This window comes from Caulobacter sp. AVps18 (genome assembly GCF_058681425.1).
Genome location: NZ_CM178737.1, coordinates 3,077,794 through 3,095,017 on the forward strand (window position 1 = coordinate 3,077,794; position 17,224 = coordinate 3,095,017).

Consider the following 17,224-nt stretch of genomic DNA (forward strand, 5'->3'; position numbering starts at 1 on the left):
CCGAAAAGTGGGAACCGGTTTTCGGAATGAAACGCGCGTGAAAACAAAAGACTAGAGCGGGTGATCTGATTCCATCAGATCGCAACCCGCTCTAGCGCCGGAGGGCGGCCAGGGCATCCGGGAACCGGCGCGAGAGCGGGGCTTCGAGCTCGCCCAGTTCGACGGTGTAGTCGCCCGAGCCTTCAGGGCGAAGCCCCGTAACCCTGGCGGTGTTGACCAGCCATGAGCGGTGGCTGCGTACGAAGCCATGTTCCGCCAGATCGGTCTGGACCGCCGCCAGCGGCGTGCGGATCAGCGGGCGACGGCTGTCGATCAGCACGAACTCGACATAGTTGCCGGCCGAGCGAACGGCCAGGATGTCGGCGATGGGTACGCGCAGCAGGCGCGCGCCGTCCTGGATGTCGAAGGTGGCCGGCTCGGTGACCGGTGAGGCGGGGGGCGTCGTTTGGCGGCCCTGTCGTAGCGACAGATAGAAAATGATCGAGGCAAGGCCGTAGGCCATAAGGTCCTTGCGAAACTCATAGGGAAATTCGCTGGAAAGGTCGCCGAAGTCGTAAGGCTGATGAAACAGGGCCAGATAGGCCAGCTTTCGCAGGGCTACGAACCCGGCGACGTGCAGCGCTGAATAGAGGGTGGCGGCCAGCATGTGGACCAGCCCGGCCTGCCACCAGCGCGGCGCTGCTCTGTGGGTCCATAGAGCCACAGCGGCAGGGATTGCGAAGATCGTCAGGGTGACGAGGGCGCTGCTGCCCTCCCAGATGACGGGGGGCAAGGCGCCGAGTCCCGGATCATCATGCTGGATCGTCAGGACATTGACGACGCAGATCGATGCGATCAGCCCCACGCCCAGCAGCCAGGCGCGCAGGATGGATCGCCGCTCCTCGCCGCTCATCCCGAAAAGCGCGCCGCTTGTCCCGGCGTCATTTCCGCTCGTCCCAGCCATGGCCCGCCGATCCCCGGGCTCTTGGCTGAAAACAGCGTGCTGAGGCACGAGCTTGGTGTTCTTCTTCAAGCCGGGCGCCCCTTCATGACCACCACACCTCTTTCTTCTGACCGTCGATACGACCTGGACTGGATCCGGGTCGGTGCCTTCTTCCTGCTGATTCTGTACCACGTCGGCATGTTCTATGTGCCGTGGGACTGGCACGTGAAAAGCCCGCACCCGGTCGAGGCTCTTGAGCCGCTGATGCAACTGACCAATCCCTGGCGGTTGACCCTGCTGTTTCTGGTTTCGGGGGCGGCGACCCGGTTCATGGCCGACAAGGTGACGGTTGGAAAGCTGACCGGCGCCCGGATCGCACGCCTGTTGCCGCCACTCGTCTTCGCCATGTTCGTGATCGTGCCGCCGCAGAGCTACTATCAGGTGGTCGAGTATGCGGCGGCTCACCCCGGCTGGTTGACCGGTTTCGACAGCTATGGCGGCTTCTGGCAAAAATACACCACTGCTTCCGGCCACTGGTGCGGGCCCGACGAGGGCAAATGTTTGGTCACGCCCACCTGGAACCACATGTGGTTCGTGGCCTATCTGCTGGTCTATTCGCTGATCCTGGCCTTGATGCTGGCGCTCTATCCCAGGCTGGGCGGCAAGCTGCAGGCGGGTCTGGAGCGCGCACTGAAGGGACCCGGCCTGCTACTCTGGCCCATCGCCTTCCTGGCCGTGACGCGCATGTTCCTGATGCCGTTGTTCGAGATCAGCCACGCCCTGACCGATGACTGGTACAATCACGCGGTGTCGTTCCCGGCCTTCCTGCTGGGCTTTGGCCTGGCCAAGTCGGAGATTTTGCGTGAGCGGCTGATCGCCGTGCGCTGGAAGGCGCTGGTTCTCGCCGTGGGCTGCTGGGCCGCATGGGCGACCTATGCCTGGATCTACCGCGCCGACGACGCCAACCCGCCGCAGGCGCTGCGCCTGTTCATGCGCTGCGTCTATGCCACTGATCAGTGGTGCGCGATCGCAGCGATACTGGGCTTTGGCGCCAAGCATCTGAACCGGGACGCCCCGGCTCTGCGCTACCTCACGCTGGCGGTGTTCCCGTTCTACATCGTTCATCAGACCCTGATCGTGGTTCTGGCCTGGCATCTGGCCAGGCTGGGCCTGCCGCAGAGCCTGGAGGCGGCGATCCTTATCGTGGCGACCTTCGCCGGCTGTTTCGCGACCTATGAGATTGTCCGCCGCATCCCGGTGGTGTGCTGGCTGTTTGGCCTGAAGCCTCAGCCGCGCTCCAGAGCCAGTCGACCGCCGGTGGCGGCATAGGCCTGGGTTCCGCGCGTGAACGCGGTTTCGCCCGGCGCGATCTGGGCGATGCCGATGTCGGGCGCGCCCTCCAGCCGCGCATAGATCGGCGCAAAGTCCTGAAGTGTCACCTCTTGCAGGGTCTGGATCGAGTCGATCACGAAATAGGCCTGCTGGAAGTCGTCGATCCGGTAGGGAGTGCGCATCACCCGCTCAAGGTCAAAACCGATGCGGTTGGGGGAGGGGTCATCCAGGGCGAAGATGGACTCGGTGCGCGAGGAAACGATGCCCGCGCCATAGATGCGCAGGCCCTGCGGCGTCTGCATCAGGCCAAACTCGACCGTGTACCAGTAGAGGCGGGCCAGGTGGGTCAGGTGTCCCAGGCCCAGCGCTCGCTGGCCGCCCCGGCCATAGGCCTGCATGTAGTCGGCGAACACCGGATCGGTCAGCATCGGCACATGGCCGAAGACGTCGTGAAAGATGTCCGGCTCCTGCAGATAGTCCAGCTCATCAGGTTTGCGGATGAACTGGCCAGCGGGGAAGCGCCGATTGGCCAAGTGGTCGAAGAACACGTCGTCGGGGACCAGGCCCGGCACGGCTACCACGCTCCAGCCGGTCAGGCGCTGAAGCTCTTCGTTGATGCGGTTGAAGTCGGGGATGCCGGAGCGATGCAGGTCCAGCGCGTCGAGGCCCCTCAGGAAAGCGTCGCAGGCGCGGCCGGGCAGCATCGCGCTCTGGCGCTCATAGAGGGTGATCCAGACCTCATGCTCGGCCTGGCTATAGCTTTCCCAGCCCTGGTCGATGGTCCAGTCGGCCCGGGCTCCGGGCGGGGGCGATGCAAAAAGGGCGTCTGCGCTCATGCGACGACGTTACGCCTCGTGCGGGGCAAATATCGTTCGGACTTTGCGCGAAAATGCCACTTGGCCGGAGAGGCCGTGCGTCTAGTGCGAGATCCGGGGACGAAGCTTGTAGGCCCCATGGTCGAACGACTCGAAGATCACCGCCGCCTGCGGATGACCCACCGGCTCGCCGGTTTCATCGGCCAGCAGATTTTGCTCCGATACATAGGCCACGTAGGTGTTCTCGTCGTTCTCAGCCAGCAGGTGGTAGAATGGCTGGTCCTTGGTGGGGCGGATGTCTTCGGGAATCGACTCCCACCATTCGTCGGTGTTGGCGAAAACAGGATCGACGTCGAACACCACGCCCCGGAAAGGGAAGATCCGGTGCTTGACCACCTGGCCGATCGCAAACTTGGCTTGTCTCGAATTCATGTGCTGAGCATAGCAAACGCACCTGACTGAAAGCTGAACGGACAGTTCCGTCGCCGGATGACAAGGCAACGCCTTCCGGCGCGCGAGTCGCGTTGCTATGGTCGATCCCGAAGTGAGGCTTCGCAATCTGTGAGGCCTGCGAGACAAGGTGGAAAGACCATGTCGGAGGCGCCGAGCGCGCCCGGCGCGTCCACGCCTCCCTCCGGGGAGAGTGCGCGGCGCCGGCGTCCGCCGGTCGAGCTGTCGTGTTATGCGGCGCTGGACCTGGGGACCAACAATTGCCGCCTGCTGGTGGCCACGCCTTCGCCGCGCGGATTCCGCGTCGTCGAGGCCTATTCCCGCATTGTTCGGCTGGGCGAGGGGCTTTCGGCCAGTGGCCGCCTGTCGGACGCGGCCATGGACCGTTCGATGGCGGCCCTCAAGGTCTGCGCCGAGAAGATCCGCCGCCGCCGGGCCATCCGGGTCAAGGCCGTCGCCACCCAGGCCTGTCGCGGGGCCGACAACGGCGCCGAGTTTGTCCAGCGCGTTGCCGACGAAACCGGTCTTCACTTGCAGATCATTACGCCCAAGGAAGAGGCCCAGCTGTCGGTCGCCGGCTGCATGAGCCTGTTCGACCGCGACGCCGAGGCGGCTCTGGTCGTCGATGTGGGCGGTGGTTCGACCGAACTGTCGTGGGTTGATTTGAAGGGTGGGGGGCTGGACGCCAAGCCGCGCCAGTTCGCCGCGTGGAAGTTGCCAATCAAGGCCTGGCTGTCGATTCCGGTGGGCGTGGTCACCCTGGCCGAGCGTTTTCCCGAGGGCGAGCGGGCCGACGCTGTGTGGTTTCGGGCCATGGTCGATGACGTCAAGGCGCGGATTGAGGCCTTCCCGCATGCTGAGCCCATGCGTGAGCTATTCCAGCAGGACAGGGCCCACCTGGTAGGCACGTCGGGCGCCATCACCAGCCTGGCGGGGCTGCATCTGGGTCTGCCGCGCTATGACCGCAACGTGGTCGACGGCCTGTGGATGGCGCGCAAGGATTGCGAGGCCGCCGCCGATCGGCTGCTGGGCCTAACCGCTGCCGAGCGTGCCCTTGAGCCCTGTATCGGGGCCGATCGGGCGGATCTGGTTTTGGCCGGCGCGGCGATTCTTCAGGCTGTTCAGGAGCTTTGGCCGTGTTCGCGCGTGCGTGTGGCGGATCGAGGGCTTAGAGAGGGGCTTCTGATGTCCCTGATGTCCGAACAGCAGCGCCGCCCGCGTCGGCGACGCCGTGGCGGTGCGTCCAAGTCCAAACCGGTGTCCGAATGACCGACGAAGAACCGCCTCGCAAGCGCATGGTAAAGCCGCCGGTCGGGGGAACCGACGCCGGCCGCACCAAGCCGGCGCGGCTGAAGAAGACCTATGGCCGCACCACGTCGCAGCAGGCCTGGCTTGAGCGTCAGATCAACGACCCGTTCTCGGCCAAGGCCCGGGCCATGGGTTATCGTAGCCGCGCGGCCTTCAAGATCAGCGAGATCGACGAGAAGTTCCACTTCTTCAAAAAGGGCGCTCGGGTCATCGACCTGGGCTGCGCGCCCGGCGGTTGGCTACAGATCGCCGTCGAGCGCGGCGTGACTCAATTGGTCGGCGTCGATCTTCTGCCGGTCGATCCGGTATCGCCGGCCCATATCCTGGAGATGGACTTCACCGACGACGCCTGTCCGCCCAAGCTGATCGAACTGCTGGGTGGCGCGCCGGATGTGGTGCTGTCGGACATGGCGCCCAACACCGTGGGCCACCGCGAGACCGATCACCTTCGCATCGTCGGCCTGATCGAGATGGGCGCCGAGTTCGCCATTGAGGTGCTGAAACCCGGCGGCGCCTTTGTCGCCAAGGCCTTCCAGGGCGGAGAGACGGCTGACGTCATCGCCCGTCTGAAGAAGAACTTCGACAAGGTCGTCCACTACAAGCCCAAGGCCAGCCGGGCCGATAGCTCGGAGGTGTTCCTGGTGGCGACGGGGTTCCGGGGGCGGTGACCCGGTCGGCGCACGTTCTTGAGGGACTGACGGCGCGCCCGTTTCGCAATCTTTCGATCGCCGTTGTCTTCGTTTTACTGGTCGCCGTCATGGCGGTCACCGCCTATGTCGGGGCGGGCTGGTCTTTCGGCGACGCGCTCTACATGGTCACCCTGACCATCTTCACCGTGGGCTATGGTGAAGTTCGCCCGATCAACACCGACTACTTGCATGCGGTCACCATGGCCACGATGCTGTTTGGGTGTACCGGGGTGATCGTGGTGACGGGCGCCCTGGTCCAGGCGCTGACCCAGTCTCAGCTCGAACAGTTTTTTGGAAAACGCGTGGAACGGGACATCGAACGCCTCGACGGCCACATCGTCATCTGTGGCTTTGGTCGGATCGGCCTGATGCTGGCGGCGGAGTTGTCCGCGGCGGGCGAGACCTTCGTCGTCATCGAGCGCGAGGAGCCGCGGTGCCAGGAGGCGCGCGAACTGGGCTATCTTTGCCGGCACGCCGACGCCACTGATGAGGATGTGCTGCGCGCTGTCCATGTCGAGCGGGCCAGGGTCCTAGCCACTGTGCTGCCCGATGACGCCGCCAATGTTTTCATCACGCTGTCGGCGCGCAGCCTGAACACCAAGCTCGAGATCATCGCCCGCGGCGAACGCCCGTCCACCGAGCGCAAGCTGCTGCAGGCTGGCGCCGACAAGGTGATCCTGCCCACCCATATCGGTGCCGAGCGCATCGCCGAGCTGATCCTGTTCCCAAAGCTGGCGGAGTATCTTCGCGGCGCCGCGCCGGGCGATGTCGGTCTCGGCGAGTCTCTGTCCAGCCTGGGCCTGGACCTGGGTGTGGTGGTTGCGCCGGTCTCGTTCGGCGTGCGGATGATCACCGTCGGTGAGTTCGAACGACGGGGCGGGAGCCTTCTGGTGGTTCGCATCGACCGGGGCGACGGCTCGGTGCTGCAGCGGCCCAGCGCTCAGGAAGTCATTCAAGCGGGCGATGGCTTGCTGGTGGTTTCCCGGCTTGGCCGTTCGGGTCTCGGCGCGATCGCCGACTAGGCCGCCGATTTGCGCGGACGCGCCTCGACAAACCTGGACCTCGCCGCTATACGAGCGCCGCAAAATGGAGACTCCCATGGAGATTCGCGAAGGGCTCACCTTCGACGACGTTTTGCTCGAACCCGGTCCGTCAGACGTCATGCCGACCCAGGTGACGACCGAGACCAAGTTCACGCGTGAAATCAGTCTGAACATCCCGCTCGTGTCCGCTGCGATGGACACTGTGACGGAAAGCCGCCTCGCTATTGCCATGGCCCAGGCCGGCGGCATGGGCATCCTGCACCGTAATCTGACGGTGGACGAACAGGCGGACCACGTGCGCGAAGTGAAGCGCTACGAAAGCGGCATGGTCATCAATCCGCTGACCATCAATCCGGAAACCACCCTGGCCGAGATCCGCGAGATCAAGGCCCGTCGCAAGATCTCGGGCTTCCCGGTGGTCGAGCGCGACACGGGCAAGCTGGTCGGTATCTTGACCAATCGCGACATGCGTTTCGAGGGCGATGCCAACGTCCCGGCCTCGGCGCTGATGACCCGCGAGAACCTGATCACGGTGTCTGAGGGCATTGATCACCGCGAAGCGCGCGAGATGCTGCGCAAGCACAAGATCGAGCGCCTGATCGTCGTTGACGAGAGCTATCGCGCCGTCGGCCTGATCACGGTCAAGGACATCGAGAAGGCCCAGGCTCACCCCCTGGCCGCCAAGGACGACAAGGGCCGCCTGCTGGTCGGCGCGGCCTCGACGGTCGGCGACGCCGGCTTCGAGCGCTCGATGGGCCTGGTTGATGCAGGCGTTGATGTCGTCGTCATCGACACGGCCCACGGCCACTCCAGCCAGGTCGCGGCAGCTGTTAGCCGTCTGAAGCGCGAAGCCAACCGCGTCCAGATCGTTGCCGGCAACATCGCCACCTATGACGCTGCGCGGTCTCTGATCGACGCAGGCGCAGACGCGGTAAAGGTCGGCATCGGTCCCGGCTCGATCTGCACCACGCGCATCGTTGCGGGTGTGGGTGTGCCGCAACTGACGGCGATCATGGAAGCGGTTCGCGCCGCTCGCGAGAGCGGAACGCCGGTCATCGCTGACGGCGGCATCAAATATTCGGGCGACCTGGCCAAGGCTATCGCGGCCGGTGCCAGCACCGCCATGATGGGCTCGATGTTTGCCGGCACCGAAGAGGCACCCGGCGAGGTGTTCCTGTACCAGGGCCGCTCCTACAAGAGCTATCGCGGCATGGGCTCGGTGGGTGCCATGGCGCGCGGTTCGGCTGACCGATACTTCCAGAAGGAAGTGACCGACAGCTTCAAGCTCGTGCCGGAAGGCATTGAAGGACAAACGCCTTTCAAGGGTGCCATCGCACCGGTGCTGCACCAGTTGGTCGGCGGTCTTCGCGCCGCCATGGGCTATGTCGGTGCCCCGACCATCCCTGAGTTCCAGGAGCGCGCTCGCTTTGTGCGCATCACCGGCGCCGGCCTGCGGGAGAGCCACGTCCACGACGTGATGATCACGCGCGAAGCGCCCAACTATCCGAGCGCGGTCTAGTCCATGCGGGTCGCCATCGAACTTCAGCTTCTCGCCGTCGCGGTCCTGATCGGACTGGTCCACCTGGTGTGGGCCAGCGCCGCCGCGCAACCGCAGCGGGGTCTGAAGTGGAATGTCGGCCCGCGTGACACGCCGGTCGTGCTCACCGGCATGGCTGGCCGGCTGGGGCGTGCGTCCGCCAACTTCCGCGAGACGTTCCCGCTCTTCGTCGCCGCCGTGCTGGCCGTCTATCTTTCGGGGCGGATCGGCTTCATCTCGGCCCATGGCGCTCTGCTCTATGTGGTGGCCCGGGCGATCTATCTGCCGCTCTATGCCTTCGGTGTTCCTGTCGTGCGCAGCCTGGTTTGGGTGGCGTCGATGATCGGTCTTGGGATGGTCCTCGTGGCCATGGTGGTCTGACGCCATGCGCGACGGTGGACGGGTTTCAGCAGCGATCGAGGTTCTGGCCGAGATCGAGGCGCGGCATTTTCCGGTAAAGATGGCGCTCAAGCGCTGGGGCGAGAGCGCGCGCTATGCCGGCTCCAAGGACCGGGCCTTCGTGTCCGGCCTGGTGCTGGACGCCCTGCGCCGCAAGCGGTCGCTGGGCTTCATGATGGGCGACAGCAGCGCGCGTGGCGTGGTGCTGGGCGTACTGGCCCATGTCTGGGGTTGGTCGCCCGAGCGCGTCGCCGAGGCGGCGGGTGAGGAGCATGGCGCTGGCGCTCTGGCCGAGGCCGAGATCAAGGCCCTGACGACGCCGGCCTCGCTGGATGACGCGCCAGCCCCGGTCGCCGGCGACTATCCCGACTGGCTCGAGCCTTTTCTGGCCCGCGCTCTGGGCGACAGTGTTCGCGACGAGATGGGGGCCCTGTCGCAGCGCGCTCCGGTCGATCTGCGCATCAACACCATCAAGACCGACGCCGAGCGCGGCGCCAAGGCCGTCGCCCTGATCGGTGGTGAGCCGGCCGGCGTGCTGGAAAACGCCTTCCGCATCCCCGCGCCGCAGGCCGCCGATCGCACGCCTTCGGTGGAAGCCGTTCCGGCCTTCTCCAAGGGCTGGTTCGAGGTGCAGGACCTGGGCTCCCAGATCGCCGCCACCATGGCGGGCGAGATCAGGGGCAAGCAGGTGCTGGACTTCTGCGCCGGGGGGGGTGGCAAGACCCTCGCCCTGGCGGCCGCCATGGGCAATACCGGTCAGATCTTCGCCCATGACAGCGACGCCCGGCGCCTGGCCGACACCATCCGTCGCAGCCAGAGGGCAGGGGTCCGCAACCTTCAGATTCGCTCGCCGATCGAAGCCGAGCCGCTGAAGGGCCTTGAGGGCAAGCTGGATGTCGTCTTCGTCGATGCGCCCTGCACCGGCTCAGGCACTTGGCGCCGGCATCCGGACGCCAAGTGGCGCCTGTCGCCCGACCAACTGGCCAAGCGCCAGCTCGAGCAGGACAGCGTGCTGATCGACGCCGCTGACTTCGTAAAGGTCGGCGGACGACTGGTCTATGTGACCTGCTCGCTGCTGGTCGAGGAGAACGAGGACCGCGTCGCCGCCTTCCTGGCGCGCCGGCCCGACTTCGCCGTCAAGCCGATCACGTTTGAAGCTATCGCTGAACACGTCAGCGCCCAGGGCTACCTGCGCCTGACGCCCCTCACCGCTGGCACCGACGGCTTCTTTGCTGCTGTGCTGGAGAGACAGGTGTGAGAGCGGTCGATCTGGTTGGGGCCTTAGCTCTAGGAGCCGCTGCGATGGTTGATCAAACCCACAATTGGCCTCCGTTGCCGAAGACTGAGTTTGTATCTGGCCGTGCTGCAACCGAAGAAGATGTGCAGAAGGGGCGAGCGGCATTTTATCAGAAGCGCGCGGGCGGCGAGGTTCGGCCGATTCAGATCGAGCTCCCTCAGTACGGGTTGTTCACGGACGAGGACGGTACTCGGATTGCCGTCGTGGTCGTGCAGGCTGAGTATAGCGACAGCGGCGGCATCCTCGGTCTGCGCGATGCCGATGGACAAGAGTACGTGGTGACGCAAGCGGAAGTGACACTTCTGGGAGCAAAACCCCCGGAAGTGAAGGAATAGCAATGAGCCAGTTTCACCAGCGCGTTCTGATCGTCGACTTCGGCAGCCAGGTCACCCAGTTGATCGCCCGCCGGGTGCGCGAGGCGGGCGTCTATTGCGAGATCCATCCGTTCGACAAGGCCGAGGCTATTGTCGATGACTACGCCCCCTCGGCCATTATCCTGTCGGGCGGTCCGGCCAGTGTGCTGGAGGCCGACAGCCCCCGCGTCGGCAAGAAACTGTTCGAAATGGGTGTGCCGCTGCTGGCCATCTGCTACGGCCAGCAACTGCTGTGCGACGTGCTGGGCGGCAAGGTCGAGGGTGGCCACGCCGGCGAGTTCGGCCGCGCCGAGCTGACCATCGGCAAGATCAGCCCGCTGTTCGAAGGCCTCGCGCCCGTCGGCGAACTTGAAACCGTGTGGATGAGCCACGGTGACCGCGTCACCGCCATTCCGGACGGCTTCGACGTCATCGCAACCTCGGTCGGAGCGCCGTTCGCGGCCATCGCCGATGATGCGCGCAAGATCTATGCGGTGCAGTTCCACCCTGAGGTGGTCCACACCGTCAACGGCACTCAGGTCTATCGCAACTTCCTGAAACTGGCGGGCCTGAAGGGCGACTGGACCATGGCGGCTTTCCGCCAGGAGATGGTTGGCAAGATCCGCGCCCAGGTCGGCACCGGCAAGGTGATCTGCGGCCTGTCGGGCGGCGTCGACAGCTCGGTCGCCGCCGTGCTGATCCACGAAGCCATCGGCGACCAGCTGACCTGCGTCTTCGTCGATACCGGCCTGTTGCGCAAGAACGAGGCCGACCAGGTCGTGACCCTGTTCCGCGACCACTACAACATCCCGCTGATCCATGTTGACGCAGGCGACGAGTTCCTCGGGGCCCTGGCCGGGGTCAGCGACCCCGAGACCAAGCGCAAGATCATCGGCGGCAAGTTCATCGACATCTTCGACCGCGAGGCGGCCAAGATCGATGGGGCCGACTTCCTGGCCCAGGGCACGCTCTATCCCGACGTCGTCGAGAGCGTATCTGCGCGCGGCGGCCCCTCGGCGGTGATCAAGAGCCACCATAATGTCGGCGGTCTGCCCGACTTCATGAAGCTGAAGCTGGTTGAGCCGCTGCGCGAGCTGTTCAAGGACGAAGTCCGCGCCCTGGGCGTTGAGCTGGGCCTGGCCCCGGCCTTCGTCGGTCGCCACCCTTTCCCCGGCCCGGGTTTGGCTATCCGCATCCCCGGCGACATCACCCCCGAAAAGGTCGCCGTCCTGCAGCAGGCCGACGCCATCTATCTGGAAGAGATCCGCAAGGCGGGCCTCTATGACCAGATCTGGCAGGCCTTCGCCGTGCTGCTGCCCGTGAAAACTGTAGGGGTCATGGGCGACGCCCGCACCTATGAGAACGTCCTGGCCCTGCGGGCGGTGACCTCGACCGACGGCATGACCGCCGACTTCTTCGAGTTCCCCTGGGAGGTCCTGGGCAAGACCGCCACCCGGATCATCAACGAGGTCCGGGGTGTCAATCGCGTCGTCTACGACGTGACGTCCAAGCCCCCCGGCACGATCGAGTGGGAATAGACGGCCGGCTTTAAGGACCGTCTTGCGGCTCGACGCGGTTCTCGAGGGTGCCCATCCGGTCGATGCGGATGGTCACCACATCGCCTGGCTGGCTAACGCCGATCGGATATGTCGCCCCTGCGGCCAAGATCGCCGCCGTATGAACGTCGGATCTCAATCCTCAATCGCGACGACAAGTCGGGGGACGCTCAACCGGCATTGGCAGGCCATCATGCTATCCGGTGTTTGCGAAGCAGCGGCAGACGCGTGTTGGTAAAGCCTTGCTCCTGTTCGCGAAGGAGCGAGATCGTTTGGTCAGCGGACAGCGGCTTTCCGTTTCCGTCTCCGATGGCTTGGCCAAGTGCTGAAAGCTGGTCGCTTGCGAATACTACGGGATCGACACCTTTGCTCCGCGCGAGCAGGAACAGTGCGTCCAGTTTTGTCACCGCAACGCCGCTTCCCAGCACTGGCGAAGCGAGACTGCGAAGTTCGCTCCCCATCCGGCCATGCTCAAGAACCACCGCGTTGAAGCGCGCGACGCTGTCCAGGCAAGCGGCCTCGTCGGCCTCGTCGAGCGCCGGGGCGACGTGGGACGTTCCGATCATCAGCGTCAATCCCTCGAGGATCGCCTGCCACCCATGCTCAGCAAGCGATGGCATCGCGGCGAGTTCGTCCAGACGACGCGGGCCCTCGTCCAGCGCCGCGATCAGCGGTTCGGCCAGCGCTTTTTGTAGCTGCAGGCGCCCGCTGGACAGGACGATGGCCTGAGGAATGTCGCCGGGCGGCACCAAAAGGGCAAAGCGCATGGAACCCAGCGATTCTGACCGTTCGCGCGCCGACAGCCGCTCGGCCCCCTTCACGAACAGGTCGCGCCGGAAGCCCCGGTTCATCAGAATGTCGCGAAGCGTCTCACGATAGACAGGATCGGCTTCCTCTGTTAGCGCGCTCACTTCAGCGGGGAGGGCCAGGATGCCGAGCTCGTCCGACATAAGGCCGGACGCCGCATAGGATAGTCGTGCCGTCGCCAGTTCGCGCGCGACATCGCCTGCGTAGAAGGGGGTCCAGTCGCGATTGAGATATTCATGCGCGATATAGTTCGCGCTGCGCTTCTTAAGCCGCTCAACCTCGGCAATGAGCCCCGCTGTTTCTGCCCGATCAGGCGCGCCCTGCTGCAACACACGCTCGACGAAGCTCAGCGCCTTGCCAATGCGATCCGGCCATTCGCCTGTCCCGGCCAAGCAGTGTTCCAGCAGGATCTTGCGCATGTCCATCTGCGCTGCCTTGCCCGGCAGCGCATTGTAGCTGAGGAACAGGACCCCGCCGGGCTTCAGCGTCCGGCAGACGATGTCGAGGAGGATGGCGCGGGTTTCCGCGCTCACCCAGGACCAGACGCCGTGCAGCGCGATGATGTCATAGGCCACATCCGTGCGCGTCGCAAAGTCAGCGAAGCTTTCCTCCAGCAGCCGAAAATTGCCAGGACATGCGTCCTTTGAAAAACGATGAGCGGCTGCAATGTGCGAAGGATTGAAATCTACGGCATCAAACCTCGCCTGCGGATAAACGGCAGCAAGCAGCGACGAGGTGTCGGCGTATCCCGCCCCAAGCTCGGCATAGTGGAACCCTTGCGGGCCAACTACCGGGGGGCGATAGCCTATTCAGCAATAGGGAGAAGGCGATCTGGGCCGGTGACAGCTCGCGAAAGAAGCCATGATCATAGTCGATTCCATCGACATAGCCGCCACCATGATGCTGCATTGTTCGACTTTCCCCTTGATCGCATGTGTCGGTGATACCGCCGGCTCAACCGATCGTCAGCCGGTCGCAATAGTCGATCGCGCTCGAGAATGCGCCTGTCCGCCGCCTGACTCAAATCGCCTCTCTTGACGAAGATCGTTCCATCGCGATCGAGGCATCAGGAGGGGGCACGACGGGGCATGGAATCGTCCTAGCCGCGGTGCGTTTGCCTATCTAGGCTGAGCGCGGAAAGGGGAGGCGACGCTGGACGGGTTTGCGGCACTGCGACACATTCTGCCCTTGTACCAGCGCGGCGAATTGGCGGCGGCGTGGACGGAATGCCGGGCGGCGCTCGAACATTTTGGCGATCGAGCTGAATTGCTGCTGATGCTTGGCGCGATCGAGGCAGCGAAGCGAGAGCCTGCGCGGGCGGTCGCTGCATTTCGGCGCTGCATCGTTCTGGCGCCCGGATTGGCCGACGCCTATGCGAACCTTGGCGGTCAGTTGCTCGGCACCGGACAGGCCGCCGCTGGAATCTCGGCGCAATCGCGCGCGCTGACGCTGGCACCGGACAACCCGGAGTTCTGGACCATGCTGGCCAGCGCTCATCTGACGCTGCGTGACGGTACGGCGGCGCAAGCCTCCTTTGCTCAGGCCCTGCGCCTGAAGCCGGACAATATTTCCGCGCTTTTGGGACTAGGGAAGGCGCTGCGCGACGATGGTGAGCCTGGACGGGCGGTCTCGGCACATCGCGCTGCCGTCGCGCTGGTGCCGGATTTGGCCGAAGCCTGGCAGGAATTGGGCCATAGCGCCCGCCGCCATAATCCTTCCCTGGCGGCCGATGCCTATGCGTGGGCGGCGCGGCTGGCACCGGATAACGGCCGGATCCTGAGCGAGCTGTTCGCGGCCCGTCGCTCGATTTGCGACTGGCGTGACCATGAGCAGATCGAAGCCAGCCTGCTCGGCATTATCGAGGCTGATTCCAGCACCCTGTTGCCGCTCGCCGACCTTCTCCTCGACCTCAGTCCTGCCCAGCAGCACAAGGCCGCGCGGCGGTTCGCGCGGGACTATCTGGGCGAGGCACGGCCATGGCAGGCCGCAGATCCCCTGCCTGATCCTGACGCGCGGCTGACCATCGCCTATCTGTCTGGGGACTTCCACGACCACGCCACGGCCTATCTGACGGCCGAAATTTTCGAGAAGCACGACCGAAGCCGCTTCCGCGTGCTGGCCTATTCTCACGGCCCGGTCGATCAGGGGCGGATGCGCCAGCGGCTCGCGACGAGCTTCGACGCCTTCCGGGATATCCGCCGGCTGGATTCCGATCAGGTGGGATCGCTCGCCGCCAGTGATGGCGTCGATATCCTCATCGACCTCAAAGGCTATACCGCCGGCGCGCGGCTGGATCTGCTGGCTCGGCGCCTGGCATCGGTCCAAGTGGGGTGGCTGGGCTATCCGGGCACGCTCGGGACGAAGACATTCGACTATATTGTTGGAGATCGAACAGTCACCCCGCCGGATGATCAGCCGTGGTTCGCGGAGTCCATCGTCCGGCTGCCTGACAGCTATCAACCCAACGACCGTCAACGACCGCTGCCCGTTGCGACCGATCGGTCTCAGCTGGGATTGCCTGCAGAAGGCGTGGTGTTCGGCGCGCTCCATGCCCCGCACAAGATCGGACCGGCGCTGTTCGCCGACTGGATGCAGATCCTGCGTGCGGTGCCGGGATCGGTGCTGTGGCTCTATGCCGCGAACGACAGGGCGCGCGACAATTTGCGGCGACATGCGACGGACGCGGGTGTCACGGCCGAGCGGTTGCTGTTCGCAGCGCCAGTTCCGCAGTCGGAACACATCGGGCGGCTTGGCGCAGCCGACCTGATGCTCGACAGCTTTCCCTATACCGGCCACACGACCACATCCGACGCCTTATGGGCGGGCGTGCCGGTCGTCACGCGCCTGGGAGAGGGCTTTGCCGCACGCGTTGCGGCGGGCCTGTTGCATGCAGCGGGCGCGTCTGAACTGGTGACGACATCCCGCAAGGCGTATGTCGATCTTGCCATCGACCTGGCGAAAGACCGCCACAAGATCGCCGAATGGAAAAGACGATTGGCCCAGAGCCGCTGGTCCTGCCCCTTGTTCGACAGTAGCCGCTTCATCCGTCACCTGGAGGCAGCCTATCGGATCATGTGGCACCGTCATGCGGCGGGCCTGCCGCCACGATCGATTGACGTGCCGCCACTTCCCTGAGGGCGGCCTGCACCCGCGCGAGCACCTCGCTCCAGGGCTCAGTGCACGCGCGCCGCCACAGACGCATTTGCGGATACCAGGGCGTGGCTTCGCCTGTCTCGCCCCATCGCCAGTCGCCAAGCGGCGGCAGCAGGACCCAGGCTGGACGACCAAGCGCTCCGGCCAGATGCGCCGGCGATGAATCCGCACAGAGGATCACATCGAGCGAGGCCATGATCGCGGCCGTATCCGCAAAGTCACCGATACCTTCGCCGACGTCATGGAAATTGCCGGGCAACGGTTCGCAGAGCGTCTCAAGATCCCGCCGTCCATCACCTTTCTGTAGGGCAACGAACGTCAGTTGAGGCAAGGCGCGAACCATGGGCAGCAGCATCGAAAGTTTGAGCGACCGCTCGATATCGCCGGGAAAGGATGCGTTCCCCGCCCACACCACGCCAACGCGCAATCCGCCGGCGTCCGGAAGTCTGGTGCGCCATGTCTCGACCAGCGCCGGATCAGCCGTCAGATAGGGCCTATCCGGTGCCACATCGCAGATCGCGTCGAGATAGGGGATGCTCAGCAGCGGTGCCTGCACCTCGTGCGGCGGCAGCGGCTTTTCATTGTCACACGCCCCGGCAATGCCAGGCACAGAGGCCATCACGCGCACGAGCTGGGAATCACAGGCGATCCATACCTTTGCTCCCAATCGGGCAAGCGACGCGGCGAAGCGGGCGAACAGGATCACATCGCCCAGACCCTGCTCCGCGTGCAGCAGGATCGTCCGCTGATCGATCGGCTGGCCATCCCACTGCGGCGCGGGATCGGGGTCGCTGCCGGGCGAAAAATCAGGCAGTCGGCGGCGCCATTCATATTCGCGGAATCCCTCCGCCCATGCCCCCTTGGTCAGCAGGAGCATCGCCAGCGTCACATGGGCTGCGACATGGTCCGGATCGCGCACAATGGCTTCGCGACAAAGGGTTTCTGCCTCGGGGGTACGCCCGGCGCGGCGCAATGCCTGGCCAAGTCCCAGCCAGGCTTGAGCCTCGCGAGGCTCCAACGCGATACGGCGCGATAGCAGCGCAATGGCTTCCTCGACGCCATCCGGGCGCAGCACGACGGCGTTCGCCAGATTACCGAGCAACTGCGGATGGTCGGGTGCCATCGACAATGCGCGCCGATAGGCATCTTCGGCCTCCTGCACGCGCCCCGCCTGCTTGAAGGCGACGCCAAGGTTTACATGCGCCTGCCAGTTTTGCGGTTGCTCTCGCAATGCCGCCTCAAAACATTGGATGGCCTGGTCGGAGCGACGTGCGTGCAGATGTTCGAGTCCACGCTCGAAGTCGGGCGACACTACGTCGCGCCGTGGCAAGCGGGCAAAGACGTGCGCGTCGGCCGCGCTATGGCGCAGTGCGCCCAGCAGCAGTGTTCGCCCTGCCTCCATGATACCCGCAGCCAACGCAGCCCTTCCCGTCACGAGCAGTGCGGGCACATGCGCAGGCATCTCGGCCAGCACCTCAGCGCCGAGCGCGAAGGCGCGCCGGGGATCGCCTTCCTCCAGCGCAGCCTTGGCCTGAGCCAGTCGCGGGTCGGCGATCATCGGGT

General features: G+C 65.0%; 15 protein-coding genes. 10 read left to right on the forward strand and 5 right to left on the reverse strand.

What is annotated here, in order from left to right; translation table 11 throughout:
- Window positions 1–91 precede the first annotated feature (91 nt).
- Window positions 92–943, reverse strand: coding sequence for a LytTR family DNA-binding domain-containing protein (locus tag ACW179_RS14125; protein ID WP_492060111.1), 852 nt, complete (start codon window positions 941–943; stop codon window positions 92–94).
- A gap of 84 nt (window positions 944–1,027) precedes the next feature.
- Here ACW179_RS14125 and ACW179_RS14130 point away from each other — a divergent pair, with 84 nt between their 5' ends.
- Window positions 1,028–2,251 carry an acyltransferase family protein gene (locus tag ACW179_RS14130; RefSeq protein ID WP_492060112.1) on the forward strand — a complete coding sequence of 408 codons (1,224 nt, stop codon included), beginning with the start codon at window positions 1,028–1,030 and terminating at the stop codon, window positions 2,249–2,251.
- Here ACW179_RS14130 and phhA read toward each other — a convergent pair.
- Together phhA and hspQ are read right to left on the reverse strand one after the other, a co-directional pair.
- The gene (gene phhA / locus ACW179_RS14135; protein ID WP_492060113.1) at window positions 2,209–3,090 is read right to left on the reverse strand and encodes a phenylalanine 4-monooxygenase; all 882 of its coding nucleotides are present in this window, start codon (window positions 3,088–3,090) and stop codon (window positions 2,209–2,211) included. The genes ACW179_RS14130 and phhA overlap by 43 nt on opposite strands.
- Window positions 3,091–3,171: 81 nt before the next feature.
- Window positions 3,172–3,501 carry a heat shock protein HspQ gene (gene hspQ, locus ACW179_RS14140; protein WP_492060114.1) on the reverse strand — a complete coding sequence of 110 codons (330 nt, stop codon included), beginning with the start codon at window positions 3,499–3,501 and terminating at the stop codon, window positions 3,172–3,174.
- A 159-nt stretch (window positions 3,502–3,660) separates the two neighbouring features.
- Here hspQ and ACW179_RS14145 point away from each other — a divergent pair, with 159 nt between their 5' ends.
- From ACW179_RS14145 to guaA, 8 genes are all read left to right on the forward strand, one after another.
- A complete protein-coding gene (locus tag ACW179_RS14145; protein WP_492060115.1) occupies window positions 3,661–4,788 on the forward strand; it encodes a Ppx/GppA phosphatase family protein in 1,128 nt (375 codons plus the stop codon).
- On the forward strand, window positions 4,785–5,495 hold the full coding sequence (locus ACW179_RS14150; RefSeq protein ID WP_492060116.1) for an RlmE family RNA methyltransferase: 711 nt from the start codon (window positions 4,785–4,787) through the stop codon (window positions 5,493–5,495). Before ACW179_RS14145 ends, ACW179_RS14150 begins: the two co-directional genes overlap by 4 nt.
- Window positions 5,492–6,538, forward strand: coding sequence for a potassium channel family protein (locus ACW179_RS14155; protein WP_492060117.1), 1,047 nt, complete (start codon window positions 5,492–5,494; stop codon window positions 6,536–6,538). The genes ACW179_RS14150 and ACW179_RS14155 overlap by 4 nt, the downstream gene beginning before the upstream one ends.
- A gap of 76 nt (window positions 6,539–6,614) precedes the next feature.
- Window positions 6,615–8,078 (forward strand): IMP dehydrogenase, encoded by a 1,464-nt coding sequence (guaB, locus tag ACW179_RS14160; protein ID WP_492060118.1) that lies wholly within the window; start codon window positions 6,615–6,617, stop codon window positions 8,076–8,078.
- A 3-nt stretch (window positions 8,079–8,081) separates the two neighbouring features.
- Entirely contained in the window at window positions 8,082–8,477 is a 396-nt protein-coding gene (locus tag ACW179_RS14165) for an MAPEG family protein (protein WP_492060119.1), read from the forward strand.
- Between the two features lie 4 nt (window positions 8,478–8,481).
- Window positions 8,482–9,753 (forward strand): RsmB/NOP family class I SAM-dependent RNA methyltransferase, encoded by a 1,272-nt coding sequence (locus ACW179_RS14170; protein WP_492060120.1) that lies wholly within the window; start codon window positions 8,482–8,484, stop codon window positions 9,751–9,753.
- 44 nt (window positions 9,754–9,797) lie between these two features.
- Window positions 9,798–10,127: a hypothetical protein gene (locus ACW179_RS14175; RefSeq protein WP_492060121.1), complete on the forward strand. Its 330-nt coding sequence runs from the start codon at window positions 9,798–9,800 to the stop codon at window positions 10,125–10,127.
- Window positions 10,128–10,129: 2 nt separating this feature from the next.
- Window positions 10,130–11,683, forward strand: coding sequence for a glutamine-hydrolyzing GMP synthase (guaA, locus tag ACW179_RS14180; RefSeq protein WP_492060122.1), 1,554 nt, complete (start codon window positions 10,130–10,132; stop codon window positions 11,681–11,683).
- A 209-nt stretch (window positions 11,684–11,892) separates the two neighbouring features.
- On the opposite strand, the gene ACW179_RS14185 is transcribed toward guaA, so the two are convergent.
- Window positions 11,893–13,317 carry a methyltransferase regulatory domain-containing protein gene (locus ACW179_RS14185; RefSeq protein WP_492064319.1) on the reverse strand — a complete coding sequence of 475 codons (1,425 nt, stop codon included), beginning with the start codon at window positions 13,315–13,317 and terminating at the stop codon, window positions 11,893–11,895.
- A 379-nt stretch (window positions 13,318–13,696) separates the two neighbouring features.
- On the opposite strand from ACW179_RS14185, the gene ACW179_RS14190 reads away from it, so the two are divergent.
- Complete coding sequence (locus ACW179_RS14190; protein WP_492060123.1) at window positions 13,697–15,643, forward strand: O-linked N-acetylglucosamine transferase, SPINDLY family protein; 1,947 nt, start codon at window positions 13,697–13,699, stop codon at window positions 15,641–15,643.
- Here the strand turns inward: ACW179_RS14190 and ACW179_RS14195 are convergent.
- Entirely contained in the window at window positions 15,579–17,219 is a 1,641-nt protein-coding gene (locus ACW179_RS14195; RefSeq protein WP_492060124.1) for a tetratricopeptide repeat protein, read from the reverse strand. The genes ACW179_RS14190 and ACW179_RS14195 overlap by 65 nt on opposite strands.
- Between the last annotated feature and the right edge of the window lie 5 nt (window positions 17,220–17,224).

Excerpts from the sequence above, each read along its gene's own strand:
- guaA (WP_492060122.1), top strand. The coding sequence starts at position 10,130 with ATGAGCCAGTTTCACCAGCGCGTTCTGATCGTCGACTTCGGCAGCCAG.
- ACW179_RS14125 (WP_492060111.1), bottom strand. The coding sequence starts at position 943 with ATGGCTGGGACGAGCGGAAATGACGCCGGGACAAGCGGCGCGCTTTTC.
- ACW179_RS14130 (WP_492060112.1), top strand. The coding sequence starts at position 1,028 with ATGACCACCACACCTCTTTCTTCTGACCGTCGATACGACCTGGACTGG.
- phhA (WP_492060113.1), bottom strand. The coding sequence starts at position 3,090 with ATGAGCGCAGACGCCCTTTTTGCATCGCCCCCGCCCGGAGCCCGGGCC.
- guaB (WP_492060118.1), top strand. The coding sequence starts at position 6,615 with ATGGAGATTCGCGAAGGGCTCACCTTCGACGACGTTTTGCTCGAACCC.
- ACW179_RS14170 (WP_492060120.1), top strand. The coding sequence starts at position 8,482 with ATGCGCGACGGTGGACGGGTTTCAGCAGCGATCGAGGTTCTGGCCGAG.
- ACW179_RS14150 (WP_492060116.1), top strand. The coding sequence starts at position 4,785 with ATGACCGACGAAGAACCGCCTCGCAAGCGCATGGTAAAGCCGCCGGTC.
- ACW179_RS14175 (WP_492060121.1), top strand. The coding sequence starts at position 9,798 with ATGGTTGATCAAACCCACAATTGGCCTCCGTTGCCGAAGACTGAGTTT.
- ACW179_RS14195 (WP_492060124.1), bottom strand. The coding sequence starts at position 17,219 with ATGATCGCCGACCCGCGACTGGCTCAGGCCAAGGCTGCGCTGGAGGAA.
- ACW179_RS14145 (WP_492060115.1), top strand. The coding sequence starts at position 3,661 with ATGTCGGAGGCGCCGAGCGCGCCCGGCGCGTCCACGCCTCCCTCCGGG.
- ACW179_RS14165 (WP_492060119.1), top strand. The coding sequence starts at position 8,082 with ATGCGGGTCGCCATCGAACTTCAGCTTCTCGCCGTCGCGGTCCTGATC.
- hspQ (WP_492060114.1), bottom strand. The coding sequence starts at position 3,501 with ATGAATTCGAGACAAGCCAAGTTTGCGATCGGCCAGGTGGTCAAGCAC.